The organism is Veillonella denticariosi JCM 15641 (assembly GCF_002959855.1).
Lineage (GTDB): Bacteria > Bacillota > Negativicutes > Veillonellales > Veillonellaceae > Veillonella > Veillonella denticariosi.
In genome coordinates, this window is sequence record NZ_PPDB01000007.1 from 57,807 (window position 1) to 75,630 (window position 17,824).

Sequence of the window (17,824 nt, forward strand, 5' to 3'; positions counted from 1 at the left end):
GATTGAGGAGGCCTTATGCAGATAAATAAAGCGGTGCTGGAAATTTTTGATTTTACATCGTCTCTGGCGGTATACTCTGAACATGAATTGAAGGTCGGTGACCAGTCTGTGCAGGAGTATATCGCTGCTCATGTAGCAAAGGCTTTTAAGGATCCCGGAGCGCGTACAGGCACCTTACATACCGTTAGTCCCGTAGGAAAACAATTAGATGCTTATAAACAGGGAACCCTCGATTTTGTTACGCTCAGTAAAGAGTTAGGTGAAAGTTTATTTAACTACATGAAACAGGCTACAGATGGAATCGTTATTGATACTATTATCTGTGAAGCTGTCACGGATACTTCATATCTCTGTATACTGTTATGTCAGGCCCATGATGCTTTCACCCATCAGTTATTCAGTGAAGATGATGGGACTCTGACGACAGAGTTAGTAGCTCATAAGGCTGTTTTACCTATGCCGGCTCAGAAATTACGTGCCTTTGCAGCGATTAATACGAATGATTTATCGGTGCGTATCTTCGAGCCGAAGGGTGAGTTCGATGGCGAAGTATCTTATATTTTAGCGGATAAGGTTCTGCAGTTAGGTACGAATCAATCGTCGCGGGATACGGTAAAAAAGGTGAAAAATATTGTGAATAAGGTGGCACAGGCCCATGAGTCTGACGGTGTTGCGGAAATGACCATGGCAAAGTCCATGATTGCAAAAAATGCCGAGGTATCTGATACGGTAGATCCTGTGCGTATCGTAGAGGAAGTATTTAAGACCAGCCCGATTCAACAAGAGGCGGCGAAAAAGGAATTGGCGGATCAGGATATGATGCGTCCGTTACCTGTAAATCGGGAATTTGCCGTCAAGGTGGGGGAACATCATAAAATAAAGACCGATACGGGCATAGAAATTTCTTTTCCTGTTGAATATATGAAAAATCGTGAGTTTATCGAAATCGTGACGAATGATGACGGCACATTGCGCATCGAATTAAAGAATATTAATAAAATCGTTAATAAATAGTTTTATAATAATTAGAGTTTATTGTTACACTGATATATAAGGCGGGATACAATGAGTAAAGAGAAACACAAGAAAACAAATGCATTGCGTATCTTAGATACGCATAAGGTGCCTTATAACATTAGTGAATATGAATGGTCCGAGGAGCGGGCCGCCGGACTTCATGTAGCGGAGGTTTTAGGGCTTGATGAAAAGAAAGTATTTAAAACGCTCGTCGGCAGAGGGGATAAGACGGGTTATGTCGTCTTTTGTATTCCCGTTGCCGCTGAGCTGGATATGAAGCAGGCTGCTCGGGTCAGTCATAATAAGTCTGTTGAACTTATTCACGTAAAAGATTTATTGGGGATTACAGGTTACTTGCGAGGGGGCTGTTCACCGGTAGGTATGAAAAAGTCTTTTCCTACGTACTTTGATGCAACCATGGAGATGCAAGATTCTGTTTATGTAAGCGCCGGTCTCAGAGGAATGCAGATGCAGGTTAATCCGGTGGAATTGGCAGCTGTTGTCAATGCCGAGTTTGCAGCGTTGACGATGGATCATTAAGAGGTGCTTATGGCTAAGAAATATTATGCTGTGCGGCATGGTCGCACTCCGGGAATCTATATGACTTGGGCCGATTGCGAACAGCAGGTAAAGGGCTTTGGCGGAGCCGTCTATAAATCGTTTCCTACCGAAGCTGAAGCTCGCGCATTTATAGCTGATGCGGATATGAATAAACCTGATTTTACCGAATCTGCCCATCTTGTCGCGTACATTGATGGCAGTTATAATAAACAGGCGAATATCGTTGGTGCCGGTGGTATTATATTCTTAAACGGACAGAAGGAAACCTTTTCATTTTCTTCCGCTGATGAACGGCATACAGCGTTTTGGAATGTAGCCGGTGAATTACTGGCGGCCATGCATGTTATGCAATATGCGGTAGATCATGGGATAGAGGAGTGTTCCCTTTATTATGATTACATGGGCATTGAAATGTGGGCTACGAAGAAGTGGAAACGTAATAACTCCCTTACACAGCAGTATGCGGAGTTTTATGATTCCGTCAAAGGGGCTGTCAATGTACACTTTCACAAGGTGGCAGCTCATACGGGCGATACGTATAATGAAATGGCGGATATATTGGCAAAAAAAGGTGCCGGTATAAATTGATTATCGCAGAAAGGAGGACGTTATGAATATTTGTGTAACCGGTGGGGCCGGATTTATTGGTTCTCATCTGGTAGATCGTTTGATTGATTTAGGGCATAATGTCCTGGTTATCGATAATCTATCTACGGGGATGCGTTCGTTTGTACATGAACGGGCACAGTTTAAAGAGATGGATGTTCGAGATGCAAATCTGACTGCCGTATTTGAAGACTTTAAACCTTCTGTTGTCTTTCATGAAGCGGCGCAAACGATGGTGCCTTCATCGATGGAAAATCCAAGTTACGACTGTGATGTGAATTTATTAGGCCTCATCAATGTTCTTGAAGCGTGTCGTAAGGTAAAGGTGGAGCAGATGTTAATGCCTTCGTCAGCCGCCGTATATGGGGATTTGGCTGTTTTGCCGCTCACGGAGGATTTGAGCGGGAAACCGTCCTCCTTTTACGGATTAACAAAGCTTACCGCAGAAGGATATTTGCGGATTTATCATGAGGCCTTCGGACTCAATACGGTATGTTTCAGATATGCTAATGTATACGGCCCTCGTCAAGGTGATGGCGGTGAAGGTGGCGTTGTGAGCATTTTCAATCGTCTTATCGTAGAGGGGCAGGAGTTGACCGTTTTTGGAGATGGCGAACAGACTCGTGATTTTATCTATGTTGATGATGTAGTGGATGCCAATATTAAAGCTATGGGAAAACCGGATTGCACCGGGATTTATAATATATCCACCAATACAGGTGTTTCTGTGAATGAATTGATTGCTCGATTCCGTGCTATCAGCGAAAGGGATTTTACTGTTCGGTATGAGGCCGAACGGGTCGGAGATATAAAGCATTCTCGTTTGAGCAATGTAAAAGCCATGGAGGATTTTGGCTTTGTTGCACAGACTTCCTTGGATGAAGGGTTGAAAAAGACACTGGATTATTTTATTAATCAGATTCGAAATAAATGAGTGTAAGTGGTTTGGGGATATGAGTGATTTACAGTTTTGGGTGACAATAGGCCTTTGGAATCTCATTGTATGCGGAGTCTACGGGTATGATAAATTATGTGCGATCAAGGGATATGATCGTATTTCTGAATTTACATTGCTGTTTTTAGCCTTTGCTTTCGCCGGACTGGGCGCATTATTAGGAATGGTTTTGTGGCATCATAAAACAGCGAAGCTGAAGTTTAGAATTGTTATTCCTATAGCTTTACTATGGTCTGTATACTCCATAGGTTTTGCCTATGCTTTGTGGGTGTATTGATTGTATAAACTAGTATTTTATTCATCTAATTGTGTTATAATAAAATAGTTAGTATATAAAAATAGTAGAGAAGGAGTTATTTGATGTTGAGGTTAGGTTCGGGGTTTGAATTAGATTATTCCAATATCTATAATGAAAGCTGCATACAAGAGCGGGATGTAAACAATTTTGAACGGGCGATACAAAATATATGGCATCACACGAATATTTTACGGTCCACCGGATTTGAAGAAGGACATGTGTCAAAAGATGGTCTACCGGAGCCTGTTCTGTTTTATCAGTTGCCTTATATTTCGGAGAATGGCATCAATACGCCGCATATGTTAGAACGTTTATATGAATTGCGTGATTATGCACGTAATCATATTGATACGGTCGTATCTGTGGGCATCGGAGGATCCTATTTGGGGAGCAAGGTTATCTTTGATGTTCAATGCGGATCATTCTGGAATAACTGCAGCGTTGAAGAACGCGACGGATATCCTCGTATGTATTTTGCGGGTTTTAACGTAGACGGCGTTTATTTAGATGGCCTCATGCGCACCTTGAAATATCAAGCGCAGGAAAAGGGCTCCGATTATAAGGTGATGCTTGTTATTACCTCGAAGTCGGGATCTACAATCGAACCGATGGCAAATTTTATGATTCTTGAAAAATTCTTACAGGAGAATCATATTAATTATGAGGTGGTGGCTGTTACGGATACATCCGATAATGAACATCCCACCGTTTTGCGGTCCATGGCTCTTGAAAATAACTGGAAAACGTATTCTATTCCCTACGGTGTAGGCGGACGTTTTTCCGTATTTACGGAGGTGGGCTTTGTAACGGCGGCTTTAGTGGGTTTTGATATCGAAGGATTCTTGGCAGGGGCCGCATCTATGGATGCGGCATGCCAGGATGAAGATACTTTCAGAAATCCGGCTTTGTTGAGCGCTTTGTTGAAATATATTGCATCAGAACGGTATGGACGTATTATAGAGGTGTTTATGCCTTATGGGGAAGCATTACATTCCCTGTCGGATTGGTATGTACAACTTTTATCCGAATCGTTAGGCAAGATGAGTAATACGTGTCTGCCGTATGGACGCACACCTGTGGCGGCAGTGGGAACAATGGATATGCATGCACAGGTACAGGAACATCAAGAGGGACGCTTAAATAAGGTTGTTCAATTTATTAAGGTGAAAGACTGGCATAATAATCTTGTCGTGCCGGATACATATAGCCAGTATGAACGGTTGCGCTCATTAAATAATGTAAATATTTGTGATATTTTAAATATCGCTTTAGATGCCAATCGTGAGGCTTTATCCACCGATAATCGTTTTAATATGACAATTACGGTGCCTACATTGAATGCTTTTCATTTAGGGGAAATAATGTTTATGCATTGTTGGGCCGTATATTTTGAATCTATTTTAGCCGGTGTAGATGCTTTCGATCAGCCTGGGGTAGAGGTTTATAAACGTCTGATCGGGCCAAAACTGGCAGAAGTAAAGAATTCGTATAATTAGTAGGGGGACGTTATGAATATTTTAGTTACCGGAGGTGCCGGTTATATTGGAAGTCATACAGTACGTGCATTGCAACGCGCCGGGTATACACCTGTTATCGTAGATAATTTGTCTCGAGGCCATGTGGAATCGATTCCTGAAGGCATTGATTTTTATAACATGGATATTGCCGATCCAAAATTGGTAGAGGTGATGAAGAAGCATCAAATTATCGGTATAATGCATTTTGCAGCTCATTCCCAGGTCGGTGAATCAATGCAGAACCCCGCTATTTATTATGAAAATAATGTAGTCGGCTCGTATCACCTCATCGAATCCGCCCGTCAAGCCGGGATTAATCATTTTGTGTTTTCCAGCACTGCCGCAGTTTACGGGGAACCGGAGGTAGTGCCGATTCGAGAGGATGCTCAATTACATCCGACGAATGTATATGGTCGTACAAAATTGATGATTGAAGATATGTTGTCCGATTACAGTGCTATTTATGGTTCCACCTATGTGGCACTGCGTTATTTTAACGCAGCCGGAGCCGATCCGTCCGGTACAATCGGAGAGGATCATCATCCGGAAACGCATTTAATTCCACTGGTTCTTGATGCGGCACGGGGAAAACGCGAGTATATTACCGTGTTCGGAACGGATTACGATACGCCGGACGGCACATGCGTACGCGATTATATTCACGTCAATGATTTGGCATCCGCTCATGTGTTGGCAATGGATTATTTGCGTAATGGCGGACAGTCTCAGGTGTTTAATTTAGGTAGCGGCAATGGATTTTCTGTGAAAGAAATTATTGAAACTGCCAAAGCCGTGACGGGTATAGATATTCCTGTTCAGTATGGAGATCGTCGTGCCGGAGATCCGGGAACGCTTATTGCATCATCGGAAAAAATTAAGGATTTATTGGGATGGAATCCTCAATTCAGTAATGTATCCGATGCCATTAAAGATGCATGGAAATGGCATACATCTCATCCGGAAGGCTTCATAACTAAATAGTCATAAAAATTATTTTGTCAATATATTTAATGACTCTATTGGTCACCTATGTGACCGGTAGAGTCTTTTTTTTGTAGGATTTGGAAAGGAGTTCCTAGAATATGTGAGTAGGAGGTGGACTATGAGTCTGAACACATATAAGGAGCGGGTATGGCGGTGGATTTATAAACAACGCATTGTAGTCAGTCATTATAAAATTGCAGTTATTAGCTTTACGATAGTAACATGTACCATACTTGGAATAGGATTAATTTTCCCTTACGAGGAGGAGTCGATTCACTTGTCTTCTGTTCATAGTGAAAGCGAATCTAAACTTGAACATAGTGAGACAAGTGGTAATCAGAGCAGTAATTCTGATAATCAGCGTAGTAATAGAACGCATCATAGTGGGGATACCGATAAACGGAGCCGTCATAGCGATACTGCTGAGCAGAGCAGTAGTGACTCTAAATCAGTAAAAGGGCGATTACTGTATGGTGTCAGCTCTGTGGAGCGGGCATATCCGTGGCGTGAAGTGTTTAAAGAGTTGCCTCTGAGCGGCAATGTTGACAAAGCAGATATGGATATAAAGGATGAACCTATGGGACGAGAGACCTATCATTCACTTAAGAACCGACGTGATATATCTCAGAAAAAAGTAAGTAGGCATCATGAAAATAATTATGAGAGTACTAAAGAAGTAAGTAATAGTCGCAATAAAACGGATAGGAGAAATCATTCAGAACCGGTGAGATCAACGGTACAATTAGTGGGTATCATAGAAGGTGAAACATTTGTTGCCGTTTTGCGAAGCGGCGCAGAGGAATGCTCCGTTACGACTGGGACGAAGTGGAAAGGGATTACAGTTAAATCTATAGGACGTACTGGTGTGGAAATTGTAGAAGGAGGTCAGGTGCGATGGCTTACGATGGATTGAATCGAAAATATATAGGTTTTATTACAAAAATTTTTCTGGTCTGTATAACTTTTGATTTACTTTTTTTAGGTATGGGCATGGCACAAGCTGTTGAGTCTACATCGATATCGCTCCCGATTAATCGTGAGATTGGCAATGAAAAGAACGGAGCAGAGTACGCAGAAATTAAAAATGCTATTTTCTTATCTGTACATGATGCATCCTTGAAGGAAACCGTTCTCGGTATATGTAGAAGTTATGGATTATCCGCCATCGGGGTGGAGTCCTTATCCGGAAACATTACGGCCTCCGTTAAGGCGGATACCCCGGAGGAACTGATTGCTCAGTTGGGATCTCTTTATCATTTTTCCGTCACAAAGCAACATAAGACCCTTGTTATAGAAGGGGATGGCAAAGAGTTGGAGCAAAGAGAATTATATGTGTTAACGCCTCAACATTTGACGGCGCAGTCGCTCGAAGGCGTACTGGGCACTGTTGTGCATGCGGATAAGATGGCCGTATTTTCAGAGGGAAATGAAGTAGTATTACATATTACTAATGGAGAAAAACGGCGTGTAGAAACGTTGATGAAAGCGGTTGATAATGAACCGAAACAGGTACAACTGGAGGCGACCATCATCGCTATGGAAAGGTCGTATGTAAAAGAAACGGGAGTCCGTTGGTCATGGTTGAGCCTTACCGGACACGGAGAGGATAAGACGCATTCTTATGGGGCCGTATCGTTCGGAAAAACTCCGGTCGGGGACGCATACAGGTTTTTTGTGAAACCTGAGTTGAGCTTGATGGAGAACTCCGGGAAAGCGGTCCTCATTGCACGGCCGTCTATTATGGCATTGAATGGTGAAACGGCGCATATTTTAATCGGAGAGAGAATTCCCGTGGTGGAGGAATCACAGGTGAATGGTGAGCGGAAGACTTCGGTGCGCTATGAAGAGGTGGGTATAAAACTGAATTACACACCTATCGTTACTGAAGACGGATCGGTAGATGCCAAAATTCATGCTGAGGTGAGCACTCCTGTCATGGTGTCGGAAATCAAGGCTTATAAAATCAGCACGCGGCAAGCTCATACCCGTGTCCGATTGCGTCCAGGAGAAGTACTGGTCATAGGCGGACTCATGGATAATCGAGATCAACATCAGTTGCAGAAAATTCCCATCTTGGGTGACATTCCTCTATTGGGAAAGTTGTTTCGGCATAGCCGAAAAACCAAGGATTCCGTAGAAATGATGATGTTTGTAAGGGCTACTGTGATATAATGAAAGGAAATGATTGGGAGGTTATGAATGGAACGCATTCGAATGATAGGCCTTGGAAAATCATTTGGGGTGCGCCAAGTATTTTCCAATGTGTCCTTTGAATTAAAAGAAGGTGATCGACTTGCTTTAGTAGGTCCCAACGGGGCAGGTAAGTCGACATTGTTAAAATGTATATTAGGATATGAAGAACTGGACGAGGGTCATGTTATTAAGTCGCCTGTGGCGAGTATAGGTTATTTACAACAGGATGTGAATCTCGGTGATGACAGTCTTGCTGATGAAATTGAAAAGGCTTGGGCCGATGTGCATGCTCTGGAAGAACAACTACGCGATTTAACTGTATACATGGAAGGTCATGAAGCCGAAGAAGCGGATTTACAACGCCTCGATTACTTACAAAATCGCATTGAATGGCTCGGTGGATATGATTATGAACAGAAGTCAAAGCGCATTGTCTACGGATTGGGTTTTTCCGATGAAGATTTACATAAACCGGCTAACGCCTTTTCAGGCGGTCAGAAAACGCGCATTAATCTGGCAAAAGCGTTGGTTCGCAGTCCGGATTTTTTATTTCTGGATGAACCTACAAACCATTTAGACATGGATATGCTTGAATGGTTGGAGGGCTATTTGTCATCCTATCCGGGGGGAATTTTAATCGTCAGTCATGATCGGTATTTTATGGACCGTATCGTGACGGGGGTTGTGGAACTTGATAATCATAAGGCAACCGCATATCGGGGTAATTACAGCCGTTATGTTCAACAGCGGAATGAGCGGCTTAAGGCGGATATGATTGCCTATGAGAAACAGCAAGAACATATAAGGAAGACGGAAGCTTATATTGATAAATACAGAGCCGGAATTAAATCCAAGATGGCTCGCGGCCGTCAGTCTCAGCTGAATCGACTGGAGCGGTTGGATGCACCGGTTATATCTCATCACTTAGATTTTTCGTTTCCGCCGGCAGGGATGAGTGCTGACAAGGTTTTGGTATTAGATCATCTCTCTGCAGGATATGGCGACAATCGAATTATTGATGATATATCCTTTGTCGTGCGTCGCGGAGAGTCTGTGGCTCTGATAGGTCCTAATGGTGCCGGTAAATCGACATTGGTAAAGACCATTGTAGGCGAAATTTTTCCTGAGGACGGTCATGTAGATATCGGCAATCGCGTGCAAGTAGGTTATTTCTCGCAGGAGCATGAGGAATTACATGAATCCTGGCAAGTTGTAGAAGAAATTATGAATCACTTTAACTTTACCGAAGAAAGGGCGCGTAATGTACTGGGTTCATTCTTATTTAAAGGGGATGATGTATTCAAACTAGTCAGCGATTTATCGGGTGGTGAGCGTGCCCGTTTGGCATTATTAAAATTGTTCCTGCAAGGGGATAATTTCCTTATTCTCGATGAACCGACGAATCATTTGGACATCCCGACCCGAGAAGTTGTAGAGCGGGCATTACAGCAATTTGAAGGTACTTGTTTTATCATTTCTCATGACCGGTACTTTTTAGATCAGGTTGCTACGAAAACGGTCGTCCTCAATGAGGGGCGGATTACGGAATACCTTGGCAATTATTCATACTATAAAGAAAAGTTGAAGGAACAAGAAGAGCGGCTGTCTTTAGAAAATAAGGAGTACATAGGAGAGTCGAATGCTAAAGTCAGGACACAAGAACATGGCGAGCTTTCACAGACGGAATCTACGGAAGCACCTAAGAAACCTAATGCATACATGGTGGAAAAACAGTTGGCTGAAGTGGAATCGGAAATTGCCCGTTTAGAGGCGACCATGAAGATGTATGAGGTGCAGCTGGCTAATCCCGATGTACAACAGGACCTTGAAGAAATGGCCTCTATTTCAAGTCAGATTACAGCGACACAGTCGCAGCTGGATGAGCTATATGAAAGATGGGCACATCTATGTGAATAATATATAAATGGGATATAAATACAGCATTGTAAATTGCATCCTTTTAATTGACAAAAGTGTTAAAAACTTCATAATATAAGTATAGATTTAAAATGATTAATATTTTAAAGGAAGGGTGTAACATGAATAAATCCATGTTGAAAAAGGCGGTCATTTTCGGCCTCGCCGGAGTGATGGCGATTGCTGCGGGTTGTGGCAGCAATAAGGATGCAGGTAATGCAAATAATAATGAAGCTAAAATCGCATTGTTAACGACGACGACGGGCGGTGCGGCCGCATATGGTGAATCCATTAAATCCGGTGCCGAACTGGCGGTGAGTGAAATTAATGCTGATGCGAATTCTGTGAAAATCAATCTATTGGTAGAAGATACCAAGGGTGATAAAAATGAAGCGATTAACGCTATGAATAAGGTGATTTCAAAGGATAAAGTGGTCGGCGTTATCGGTCCTATGTTATCCGGTGAAATGATGGCAGCGGGCCCTGTAGCGAACAAGAGCAAGGTGGTTGCTCTCGGTACGTCTACTACAGCTGAAGGTATTACTGATATCGGCGATTATATTTTCCGTAATGCCGTACCGGAATCCTTGGCGGTGGATACGGCCATTAAAGAAGGACACAAAGTACTTGGTTTTAAAACGGCGGCCATTATGTACTCCAATAACAATGATCAGATGGTATCCGTAAATAATACGGCCCGTAAGGCGTTGGAAGCAGCCGGTGTTCAAATTATCGATACGGAAACCTTTGCCGATAAAGACACGGACTTCTCCGCTCAGTTGACGAAGATTCAACAGGCTAAACCGGATGTAATCGTAGTGGCATCTCTTTATCAAGAAGGTGCACTCATCATGAAAAAAATGCGTGAAATGGGCATGAATCAACCTGTAATCGGTTCTAACGGCTTCAACAGTCCTGAATTTATTAAAATTGCAGGTCCTGCAGCGGATGGTGTTATTGTAGGTACGCCTTGGTTCCCTAATAAGGATGACCAGAAGGTAAAAGATTTCCGCAAAGCTTATGTTGCTAAATATAACAAGGAACCTGATCAGTTCGCGGCACAAGCATACGATGCGGTATATCTTTACGAAGCGGCTTTGAAAAAAGCAGGCTCTACGACAGATCGTGAAAAATTCCGTGAAGCGTTGAAAAATATCGCTGACTTTGTCGGTGTAACTGGTCAATTCAAATTTAACGAAAAACGCGATCCGTCCATGGAAGTTCAAGTGTTACAAATCAGAAACGGTCAATTTGACGCATTAACAAAATAAGTTGAGGTAGTATAGTGTTTTTACAACAATTGGTTAACGGGTTAACCCTCGGTAGCTTATATGCTGTACTCGCTATCGGCTTAACACTAGTGTTCGGCGTTTTGAATATTATCAACATGGCTCACGGAGGCATCTTCATGGTAGGTGCCTTCGTTGGTCTTTTTATGGTGACAATTTTCAATGTCAACATTTTTGTAGCCCTTATCGTTGCTATGGCTGTAGGAGCTATCCTCGGTTACCTATTAGAACTTGTGGCGCTTCGTCCGCTACGCAAGAAAAAGGTGTCTCATTTGGCACCGCTTATCAGTACCATCGGTGTCTCTATCTTTATTGAAAGTTTGGCATTATTGCTTTGGGGACCTCAAACGAGATCCTTTCCGACAGATTATATCGGTGGACTCATCGATTTCGGGGCGTTTAAAATTTCCATGGTACAAATCATCGGTTTAGGCGTGTCCGTCTTGCTGATGCTTATCTTAAATATAGTTATTAAAAAGACTAAAATCGGTAAAGCGATTCGTGCCGTATCGTTAAGTACAGAAACGGCTGCATTGCTCGGTATTAATCCGACCCTGATCATTTCCCTAACGGTTATGATTGCGTCTGCATTAGGAGCTGCAGCAGGTGTGCTTGTAGGGTTATCGTTTAACGCTATTGAGCCTACTATGGGGGTTATCATTGGTTTTAAAGGACTTGCCGTGCTAATTTTGGGCGGACTTGGTAATATTACAGGTGCTATGGTGGGCGGCTTTATTCTCGGTGTGGCGGAGGTTTTTTCTGTTGCATACGGGGCATCTACATTCCGCGATGCCGTGGCATTCGGTCTTATCATTTTATTATTATTCTGGCGCCCGCAAGGTCTATTCGGTTCTAAAGATAAAGGGGGGAGACCATAATGGATTTGTTAAACCCTTATTATCTTCAAATTGTGATGTTCTTTATCATCAACGCCATTATGGGGATTTCCATCTACTTTACATTGTCCAGCGGACAGCTTTCCCTCGGTGCAGCCGGATTTATGAGCGTCGGTGCGTATGTGGGGGCATTGCTTTCCCTGAAAGCTGAATTACCTATCGTTGTAGGTATTATCGTCGGAGGATTGGTGGCAAGCCTCGTGGCCGTAGTTATCGGTTTACCTACGACACGTCTTCGCGGTTTATATTTAGCTATTGCCACATTGGGATTTGGTGAAGTTGTGCGCGTTGTATTTTTGAATCTTGATGTTACGAATGGCGCGTTGGGTTTATCCGGTATTCCGTCTATTCCTCAGGAGCTTACAAATTATGCCTACGAATATGACTTGGATGGTCTTATGGGCATCGATGCCGTTACATGGGGAAATTTAATGGCCATCATCATTTTATTTATCATATTGGCCATTACCATTGCTTTTTGTGTGCGTATCAATAATAGTCGCGTCGGTAGAGCCTTTGCTGCGATCAAAGCGGATGATCATGCGGCTGAATTGATGGGAATTAATGTAGTGTACTATAAGATGATGGCTTTTATCATCGGTGCTTTTATTGCCGGTATCGGCGGTGGATTGTATGCACATGTTACAAATTTCATTAATCCTACAGATTTCAGCTATCATAAGGTGGTACAAATCTTGTTATTCCCTGTGTTTGGCGGTTCAAATGTAGTATGGGGATCCGTATTAGGTTCATTTATTCTTACATTATTGCCGGAAGTATTACGTTTCTTGTCCGATTATCGAGACATTATTTACGGTGCGTTACTTGTCATTTTAATGGCTGTTCGACCGGACGGTATTTTAACAGAATCTATGGTGGACCGTATCAGTCGTAAATTAGGATTTAAAAAAGCCCCTTATATTCCGGAAACGCAAGTGTTAACGGAGCGTTTTGAAGCGTATAAACGAAAACAGGCTGAATCGAAGGAATAGGAGGGAACTGAATGCTATTAGAATTAAATGATGTAAGTAAAAGCTTTGGTGGCGTTGCAGCTCTCACAGGTATCTCCTTTGGTGTTAAGCAGGGGGAAGTATTCGGTGTTATCGGTCCGAATGGAGCAGGCAAGACAACTCTATTCAATTTGATTACCGGGGTCTTTCCGGTTACATCCGGAGAAATTGTATTCGACGGTATGTCCGTTATCGGCATCAAACCACATAGAACAGTGGAAATGGGCATTGCCCGTACATTTCAAAATATTCGGCTCTTCGGTAATATGACGGCATTGGAGACGGTATTGACGGGCATGCATTGTCGAACCGGCTCCGGCATTATATCCAGCTTCTTTAGAACAAAACGGCAACGCATCGAAGAAGAGCGTTGTCGTGGTATTGCCTATGAGTTTTTAAAGCTGGTAGGTCTTGAAGCCGATGCGGAAGAAGTGGCCACATCGTTGCCGTACGGTAAACAGCGGCGTCTTGAAATCGCACGTGCATTAGCGACGCATCCACAATTAATTTTGCTGGATGAACCGGCGGCGGGGATGAATGATAGTGAAACCGAAGCATTGCGACAACTCATCGGTAAAATTCGTGATCTCGGCATTACCGTGGTTGTTATTGAACATGATATGGCTTTGATGATGAATATCTGCGATCGTTTAGTAGTATTTAATTTCGGCAAGAAAATTGCAGAAGGAACTCCGCAAGAAATTCAGAATAATGATGCCGTTATTGAAGCTTATTTAGGTAAGGAGGTGTAATATGTTAAAACTGGAAAATATCGTGGCCGGTTACGGACATATTACGGCTTTGAAAGATATAAGCTTGGAGGTTCCTCAAGGTGCCATCGTATCTTTAATCGGTGCGAACGGTGCCGGTAAGTCTACGACCATGAAGACGATTATGGGCCTTGTAAAACCGACATCGGGGCGCGTAATATTTGAAGGTCAGGATATTACAGGTCATAAAACACATTATATTGTAAAAAATGGTATATCCCTTGTTCCGGAAGGGCGCCAAATTTTACAGGATATGAGTGTTTATGAAAATCTTGAAATGGGTGCGTATATTCGCAATGACGATGAAATCGAAGCGGATATTAAAAAAGTATTTAAACGGTTTCCTATTCTCGATGAACGTAGTTACCAATTAGGCGGAACATTATCTGGCGGACAGCAACAGATGTTGGCAATCGGTCGCGCATTAATGGCCCGCCCTAAATTGTTGTTGCTCGATGAACCGTCCATGGGTCTGGCGCCGCTTGTGGTCAATGAAATCTTTGAGACCATAAAGGAAATTAGTGCGGAAGGGACTACTGTTCTTCTGGTGGAACAGAATGTACGGCAAGCATTGAAGATTGCCGATTACGCTTATGTACTGGAAACCGGTAAAATGGTTTTGAACGGACCTGCTGAAGATATTCGTCATAACCCTCGCGTTATGGAGGCTTACCTTGGCGGTCGCGTAGAATAGTAGAATAATGATTGGTCAGACAGCTATTTAATTTGGCTTATGTAATACCCAAAAGGTGTATATACTACTGGTTTAGTATATACACCTTTTTTCTCGTTAATAAGTAAAATTGATGATATCATGTGGCACTCATGAGCTTAGAATATAGTTGGTTTATAAAATATTTATACTTTGAGTGCTTAATTATAGATTCATGATTTATTACGATAAAAAAATTATGTATAAAAGATGAAGTAAATATGATAACGATAGGATTCGATGTTAAATATTTTATGAATCTTGGATAAGCATATTCATTTTCATAGATTTTTATATAAAATAATGATAAAATTGCTTTAATCTTTTTTTATAGTTAAAAATTTAGATTTAAAACGTATTTCGTGATATGTAATAAAGGTAAAAGAGGCATAGTATGAACAGAAAACAATGTATGATTATGGCGGCTTTTATTTGTGTTACCGGTACGGCGATGTCTGCACCGGTAAATGTATCGCAGCAACATGATTACAGCAAAACGAATAAAATAGCGGAGAATCAAGTTAATGCCCCATTGGAATCAAGTGCTACAGCTGTGAGTTCGGATAAAGAATATCGACTGCGCCAGGGCGATGAATTGTCGATTCAGGTTGTGCAGCAAGCCGATTTAGGTACGCGTAACGGTCAGGATATCGTGTATGCGGTTCGTCCTGACGGATATGTAACGTTCCCGATGGTAGGACCTGTGAAAGCAGACGGACTTACCGTTGATGAATTTACGGCACAACTGCAGCAGGGCCTGTCCAGATATATCGTTAATCCCGACATATCCGTGAATGTGACAAAACTCGGCGGCGTTCGTGTTTATGTATTTGGAGAAATTAATAAGCCTGGTGCTTATACATTGACGAAGTCCAGTACGGTTATCGATGCTATTGGTGCGGCCGGTAGCTTTAACTGGGATACGGCAAAGAAGAAAATTTATCTGATTCACCAGAATGATCCGGAAAAACCGATTGCTATTAATCTTAATAAGATGTTACAAACCGGCGATATGTCGGAAAACTATGTGATGCGAGAAGGCGACATTCTATACTTAACTAAAAATAGTCGTATCAACTTCGCTCGTGATATTGCGCCGATTTTGACGGGGGCGTATATGGTATCTCGAATCGGGAAAGATTAGAAGATAGCAATCTTATTCACCACATAAGGGGGGGAATTTATTTGCGTTCATATTTACTACCTGGGATTTTATTGTTTGCTGATATTATTACCGTTGTCGTTGTGGCGTTTATCGGCCTGTTTATACGATTTGACGGTTATATTGAGCCTCAATATATCTATCAAATGGTGGGGGCGTTACCACTCTTAATAGTTGCATATATCTTAATGTTTTTAGTGATGCATTTGTATACCCGCATTTGGCGATATGCAGGCATGCGTGAACTGCTTGCCGTATTTGTGGCAACTACATTAGGTACAGCTATATTTTACTCATCTATGTTCTTCTTTGGTAAATCCCTACCAAGGTCCGTGTACTTTATCATCTGGTTCCTTACAACCGGTGTTGTTGGTATGGGGCGTATGTTATTACACTATTTAGCGCTTTACTACGGCGGAAACGATGATGATGAAAGCAAACAGGTTAATACGTTGATTATCGGTGCCGGCGATGCGGGGGCTACTATAGCTCGTGAAATTGAGCGCTATCATAAACGGTCCCGTAAAGTTATCGGCTTTATCGATGATGATGAAGTGAAGTACAACCGTCTCATGAGCGGTTTGCGTATTTTAGGAAAGCGTCAGGATATTCCTGAGATCGTATCGAAATATAAAATTGAAGAAATTATTATTGCCATGCCGTCCGTTAAGCGGGAGGTAATACGAAAAATCATGGAAATCTGTTCTCCGTTGAAATGTAAGGTAAATACATTGCCGGGGATGTATCAACTGCTTGATGATGAAGTTCTCGTTTCGCATTTACACCCCGTATCCATCGAGGATCTGTTGGAGCGGGATGAAATCCACCTTGATACATCACAGGTGGCACCTTATCTGCAGGATAAGGTGGTATTGGTTACCGGTGCAGGTGGTTCAATCGGTTCCGAGATCTGTCGTCAGGTTTTACGGGTTAAACCTAAACAGTTATTACTGTTGGGGCATGGTGAGAATAGTATTTACTTGATTCATCAGGAGCTTAAAGAATTAGTTCCGGAAGGGACTGTGGTCCCTATTATCGCGGATATTCGTGATAAGTTTCAATTGGAACAGATTTTTACCCATTATAAACCTGATGTCGTATTTCATGCGGCGGCTCATAAGCATGTTCCGCTCATGGAAGTGCAACCGATTGCGGCCGTGTTTAATAATATTTACGGAACTCGTAATGTAGCGGATGTAGCCGGTGCTCATGGGGTGGAACGATTTGTTATGATTTCCACGGATAAGGCTGTAAATCCGACGAGTGTCATGGGGGCTACGAAACGCGTCGCGGAAAAGGTGGTTCTCGGCATGAATCACAAGTACGAAACAAAGTATATTACCGTTAGATTCGGTAATGTACTGGGCAGTCGTGGTTCTGTTATTCCGCTATTTAGAAAGCAAATTGAAGCCGGTGGTCCGGTAACTGTTACCGATCCGGAGATGACACGATATTTTATGACGATTCCGGAGGCGAGTCAGCTCGTATTACAAGCCGGCGCCATGGGGCAAGGAGGAGAAGTATTCCTTCTCGATATGGGTGAGCCCGTTAAAATTGTGGACTTGGCGAAAAATATGATTAGCTTATCGGGATTTGAGCCTGATAAGGATATTCGTATTGAATTTACAGGACTTAGACCTGGTGAAAAGAAATACGAAGAATTATTAACTGCCGGAGAAGGCATCAACAAGACGAAGCATAAGAAGATATTTGAGGCCGCTTTGGAAGAAGTGGATCAAGATTGGCTCAGTCGTGAAATTGATCGCTTTCAAAATTGCAAGACGGATATGGATGTCATCAATGTGTTGAAGGATATCATCCCTACGTATCATCCGAATCATAATGTATGATGTATTGTTGTATAAGGTATAACGATAGTTGTGATGCAATTGCTATCCATCGGAAATCATATCGTTATTTTTATATTAGCTCATATA

Annotated in this window: 17 protein-coding genes; all 17 read left to right on the plus strand. The window is 42.4% G+C overall.

Going from position 1 to position 17,824, the window contains the following annotated elements; translation table 11 throughout:
* Positions 1-15 precede the first annotated feature (15 nt).
* The 17 genes from VEHSUH05_RS05765 to VEHSUH05_RS05845 all read left to right on the plus strand — a co-directional run bounded on the left by VEHSUH05_RS05765 (position 16) and on the right by VEHSUH05_RS05845 (position 17,737).
* Positions 16-1,014, plus strand: coding sequence for a nucleoid-associated protein (locus tag VEHSUH05_RS05765; RefSeq protein ID WP_105091011.1), 999 nt, complete (start codon positions 16-18; stop codon positions 1,012-1,014).
* 51 nt (positions 1,015-1,065) lie between these two features.
* Positions 1,066-1,557 carry a Cys-tRNA(Pro) deacylase gene (ybaK, locus tag VEHSUH05_RS05770; protein WP_105091012.1) on the plus strand — a complete coding sequence of 164 codons (492 nt, stop codon included), beginning with the start codon at positions 1,066-1,068 and terminating at the stop codon, positions 1,555-1,557.
* A gap of 9 nt (positions 1,558-1,566) precedes the next feature.
* Positions 1,567-2,166 carry a ribonuclease H1 domain-containing protein gene (locus VEHSUH05_RS05775; RefSeq protein ID WP_054673114.1) on the plus strand — a complete coding sequence of 200 codons (600 nt, stop codon included), beginning with the start codon at positions 1,567-1,569 and terminating at the stop codon, positions 2,164-2,166.
* Between the two features lie 22 nt (positions 2,167-2,188).
* Positions 2,189-3,118, plus strand: coding sequence for an NAD-dependent epimerase/dehydratase family protein (locus VEHSUH05_RS05780; protein WP_105091013.1), 930 nt, complete (start codon positions 2,189-2,191; stop codon positions 3,116-3,118).
* Between the two features lie 19 nt (positions 3,119-3,137).
* The gene (locus tag VEHSUH05_RS05785; protein ID WP_038114496.1) at positions 3,138-3,416 is read left to right on the plus strand and encodes a DUF1294 domain-containing protein; all 279 of its coding nucleotides are present in this window, start codon (positions 3,138-3,140) and stop codon (positions 3,414-3,416) included.
* Between the two features lie 83 nt (positions 3,417-3,499).
* Positions 3,500-4,933, plus strand: coding sequence for a glucose-6-phosphate isomerase (locus tag VEHSUH05_RS05790; protein WP_105091014.1), 1,434 nt, complete (start codon positions 3,500-3,502; stop codon positions 4,931-4,933).
* 12 nt (positions 4,934-4,945) lie between these two features.
* Positions 4,946-5,935 (plus strand): UDP-glucose 4-epimerase GalE, encoded by a 990-nt coding sequence (galE, locus tag VEHSUH05_RS05795; protein WP_105091015.1) that lies wholly within the window; start codon positions 4,946-4,948, stop codon positions 5,933-5,935.
* 121 nt (positions 5,936-6,056) lie between these two features.
* A complete protein-coding gene (locus VEHSUH05_RS05800) occupies positions 6,057-6,851 on the plus strand; it encodes a hypothetical protein (protein ID WP_054673119.1) in 795 nt (264 codons plus the stop codon).
* Positions 6,833-8,110, plus strand: a complete 1,278-nt coding sequence (locus tag VEHSUH05_RS05805; RefSeq protein ID WP_245875935.1) for a type II secretion system protein GspD — start codon at positions 6,833-6,835, stop codon at positions 8,108-8,110. Before VEHSUH05_RS05800 ends, VEHSUH05_RS05805 begins: the two co-directional genes overlap by 19 nt.
* 27 nt (positions 8,111-8,137) lie before the next feature.
* Complete coding sequence (abc-f, locus tag VEHSUH05_RS05810) at positions 8,138-10,048, plus strand: ribosomal protection-like ABC-F family protein (RefSeq protein ID WP_105091016.1); 1,911 nt, start codon at positions 8,138-8,140, stop codon at positions 10,046-10,048.
* Positions 10,049-10,170: 122 nt separating this feature from the next.
* Positions 10,171-11,319 (plus strand): ABC transporter substrate-binding protein, encoded by a 1,149-nt coding sequence (locus VEHSUH05_RS05815; protein ID WP_105091017.1) that lies wholly within the window; start codon positions 10,171-10,173, stop codon positions 11,317-11,319.
* A 14-nt stretch (positions 11,320-11,333) separates the two neighbouring features.
* Complete coding sequence (locus VEHSUH05_RS05820) at positions 11,334-12,215, plus strand: branched-chain amino acid ABC transporter permease (protein WP_105091018.1); 882 nt, start codon at positions 11,334-11,336, stop codon at positions 12,213-12,215.
* Entirely contained in the window at positions 12,215-13,225 is a 1,011-nt protein-coding gene (locus VEHSUH05_RS05825; RefSeq protein WP_105091019.1) for a branched-chain amino acid ABC transporter permease, read from the plus strand. Before VEHSUH05_RS05820 ends, VEHSUH05_RS05825 begins: the two co-directional genes overlap by 1 nt.
* 11 nt (positions 13,226-13,236) lie before the next feature.
* A complete protein-coding gene (locus VEHSUH05_RS05830; RefSeq protein WP_105091020.1) occupies positions 13,237-13,995 on the plus strand; it encodes an ABC transporter ATP-binding protein in 759 nt (252 codons plus the stop codon).
* Position 13,996: 1 nt separating this feature from the next.
* Entirely contained in the window at positions 13,997-14,707 is a 711-nt protein-coding gene (locus VEHSUH05_RS05835) for an ABC transporter ATP-binding protein (RefSeq protein ID WP_054673122.1), read from the plus strand.
* 412 nt (positions 14,708-15,119) lie between these two features.
* Positions 15,120-15,869, plus strand: coding sequence for a polysaccharide biosynthesis/export family protein (locus tag VEHSUH05_RS05840; RefSeq protein ID WP_038114517.1), 750 nt, complete (start codon positions 15,120-15,122; stop codon positions 15,867-15,869).
* Positions 15,870-15,910: 41 nt separating this feature from the next.
* Complete coding sequence (locus tag VEHSUH05_RS05845; RefSeq protein ID WP_105091021.1) at positions 15,911-17,737, plus strand: polysaccharide biosynthesis protein; 1,827 nt, start codon at positions 15,911-15,913, stop codon at positions 17,735-17,737.
* Positions 17,738-17,824: the final 87 nt, after the last annotated feature.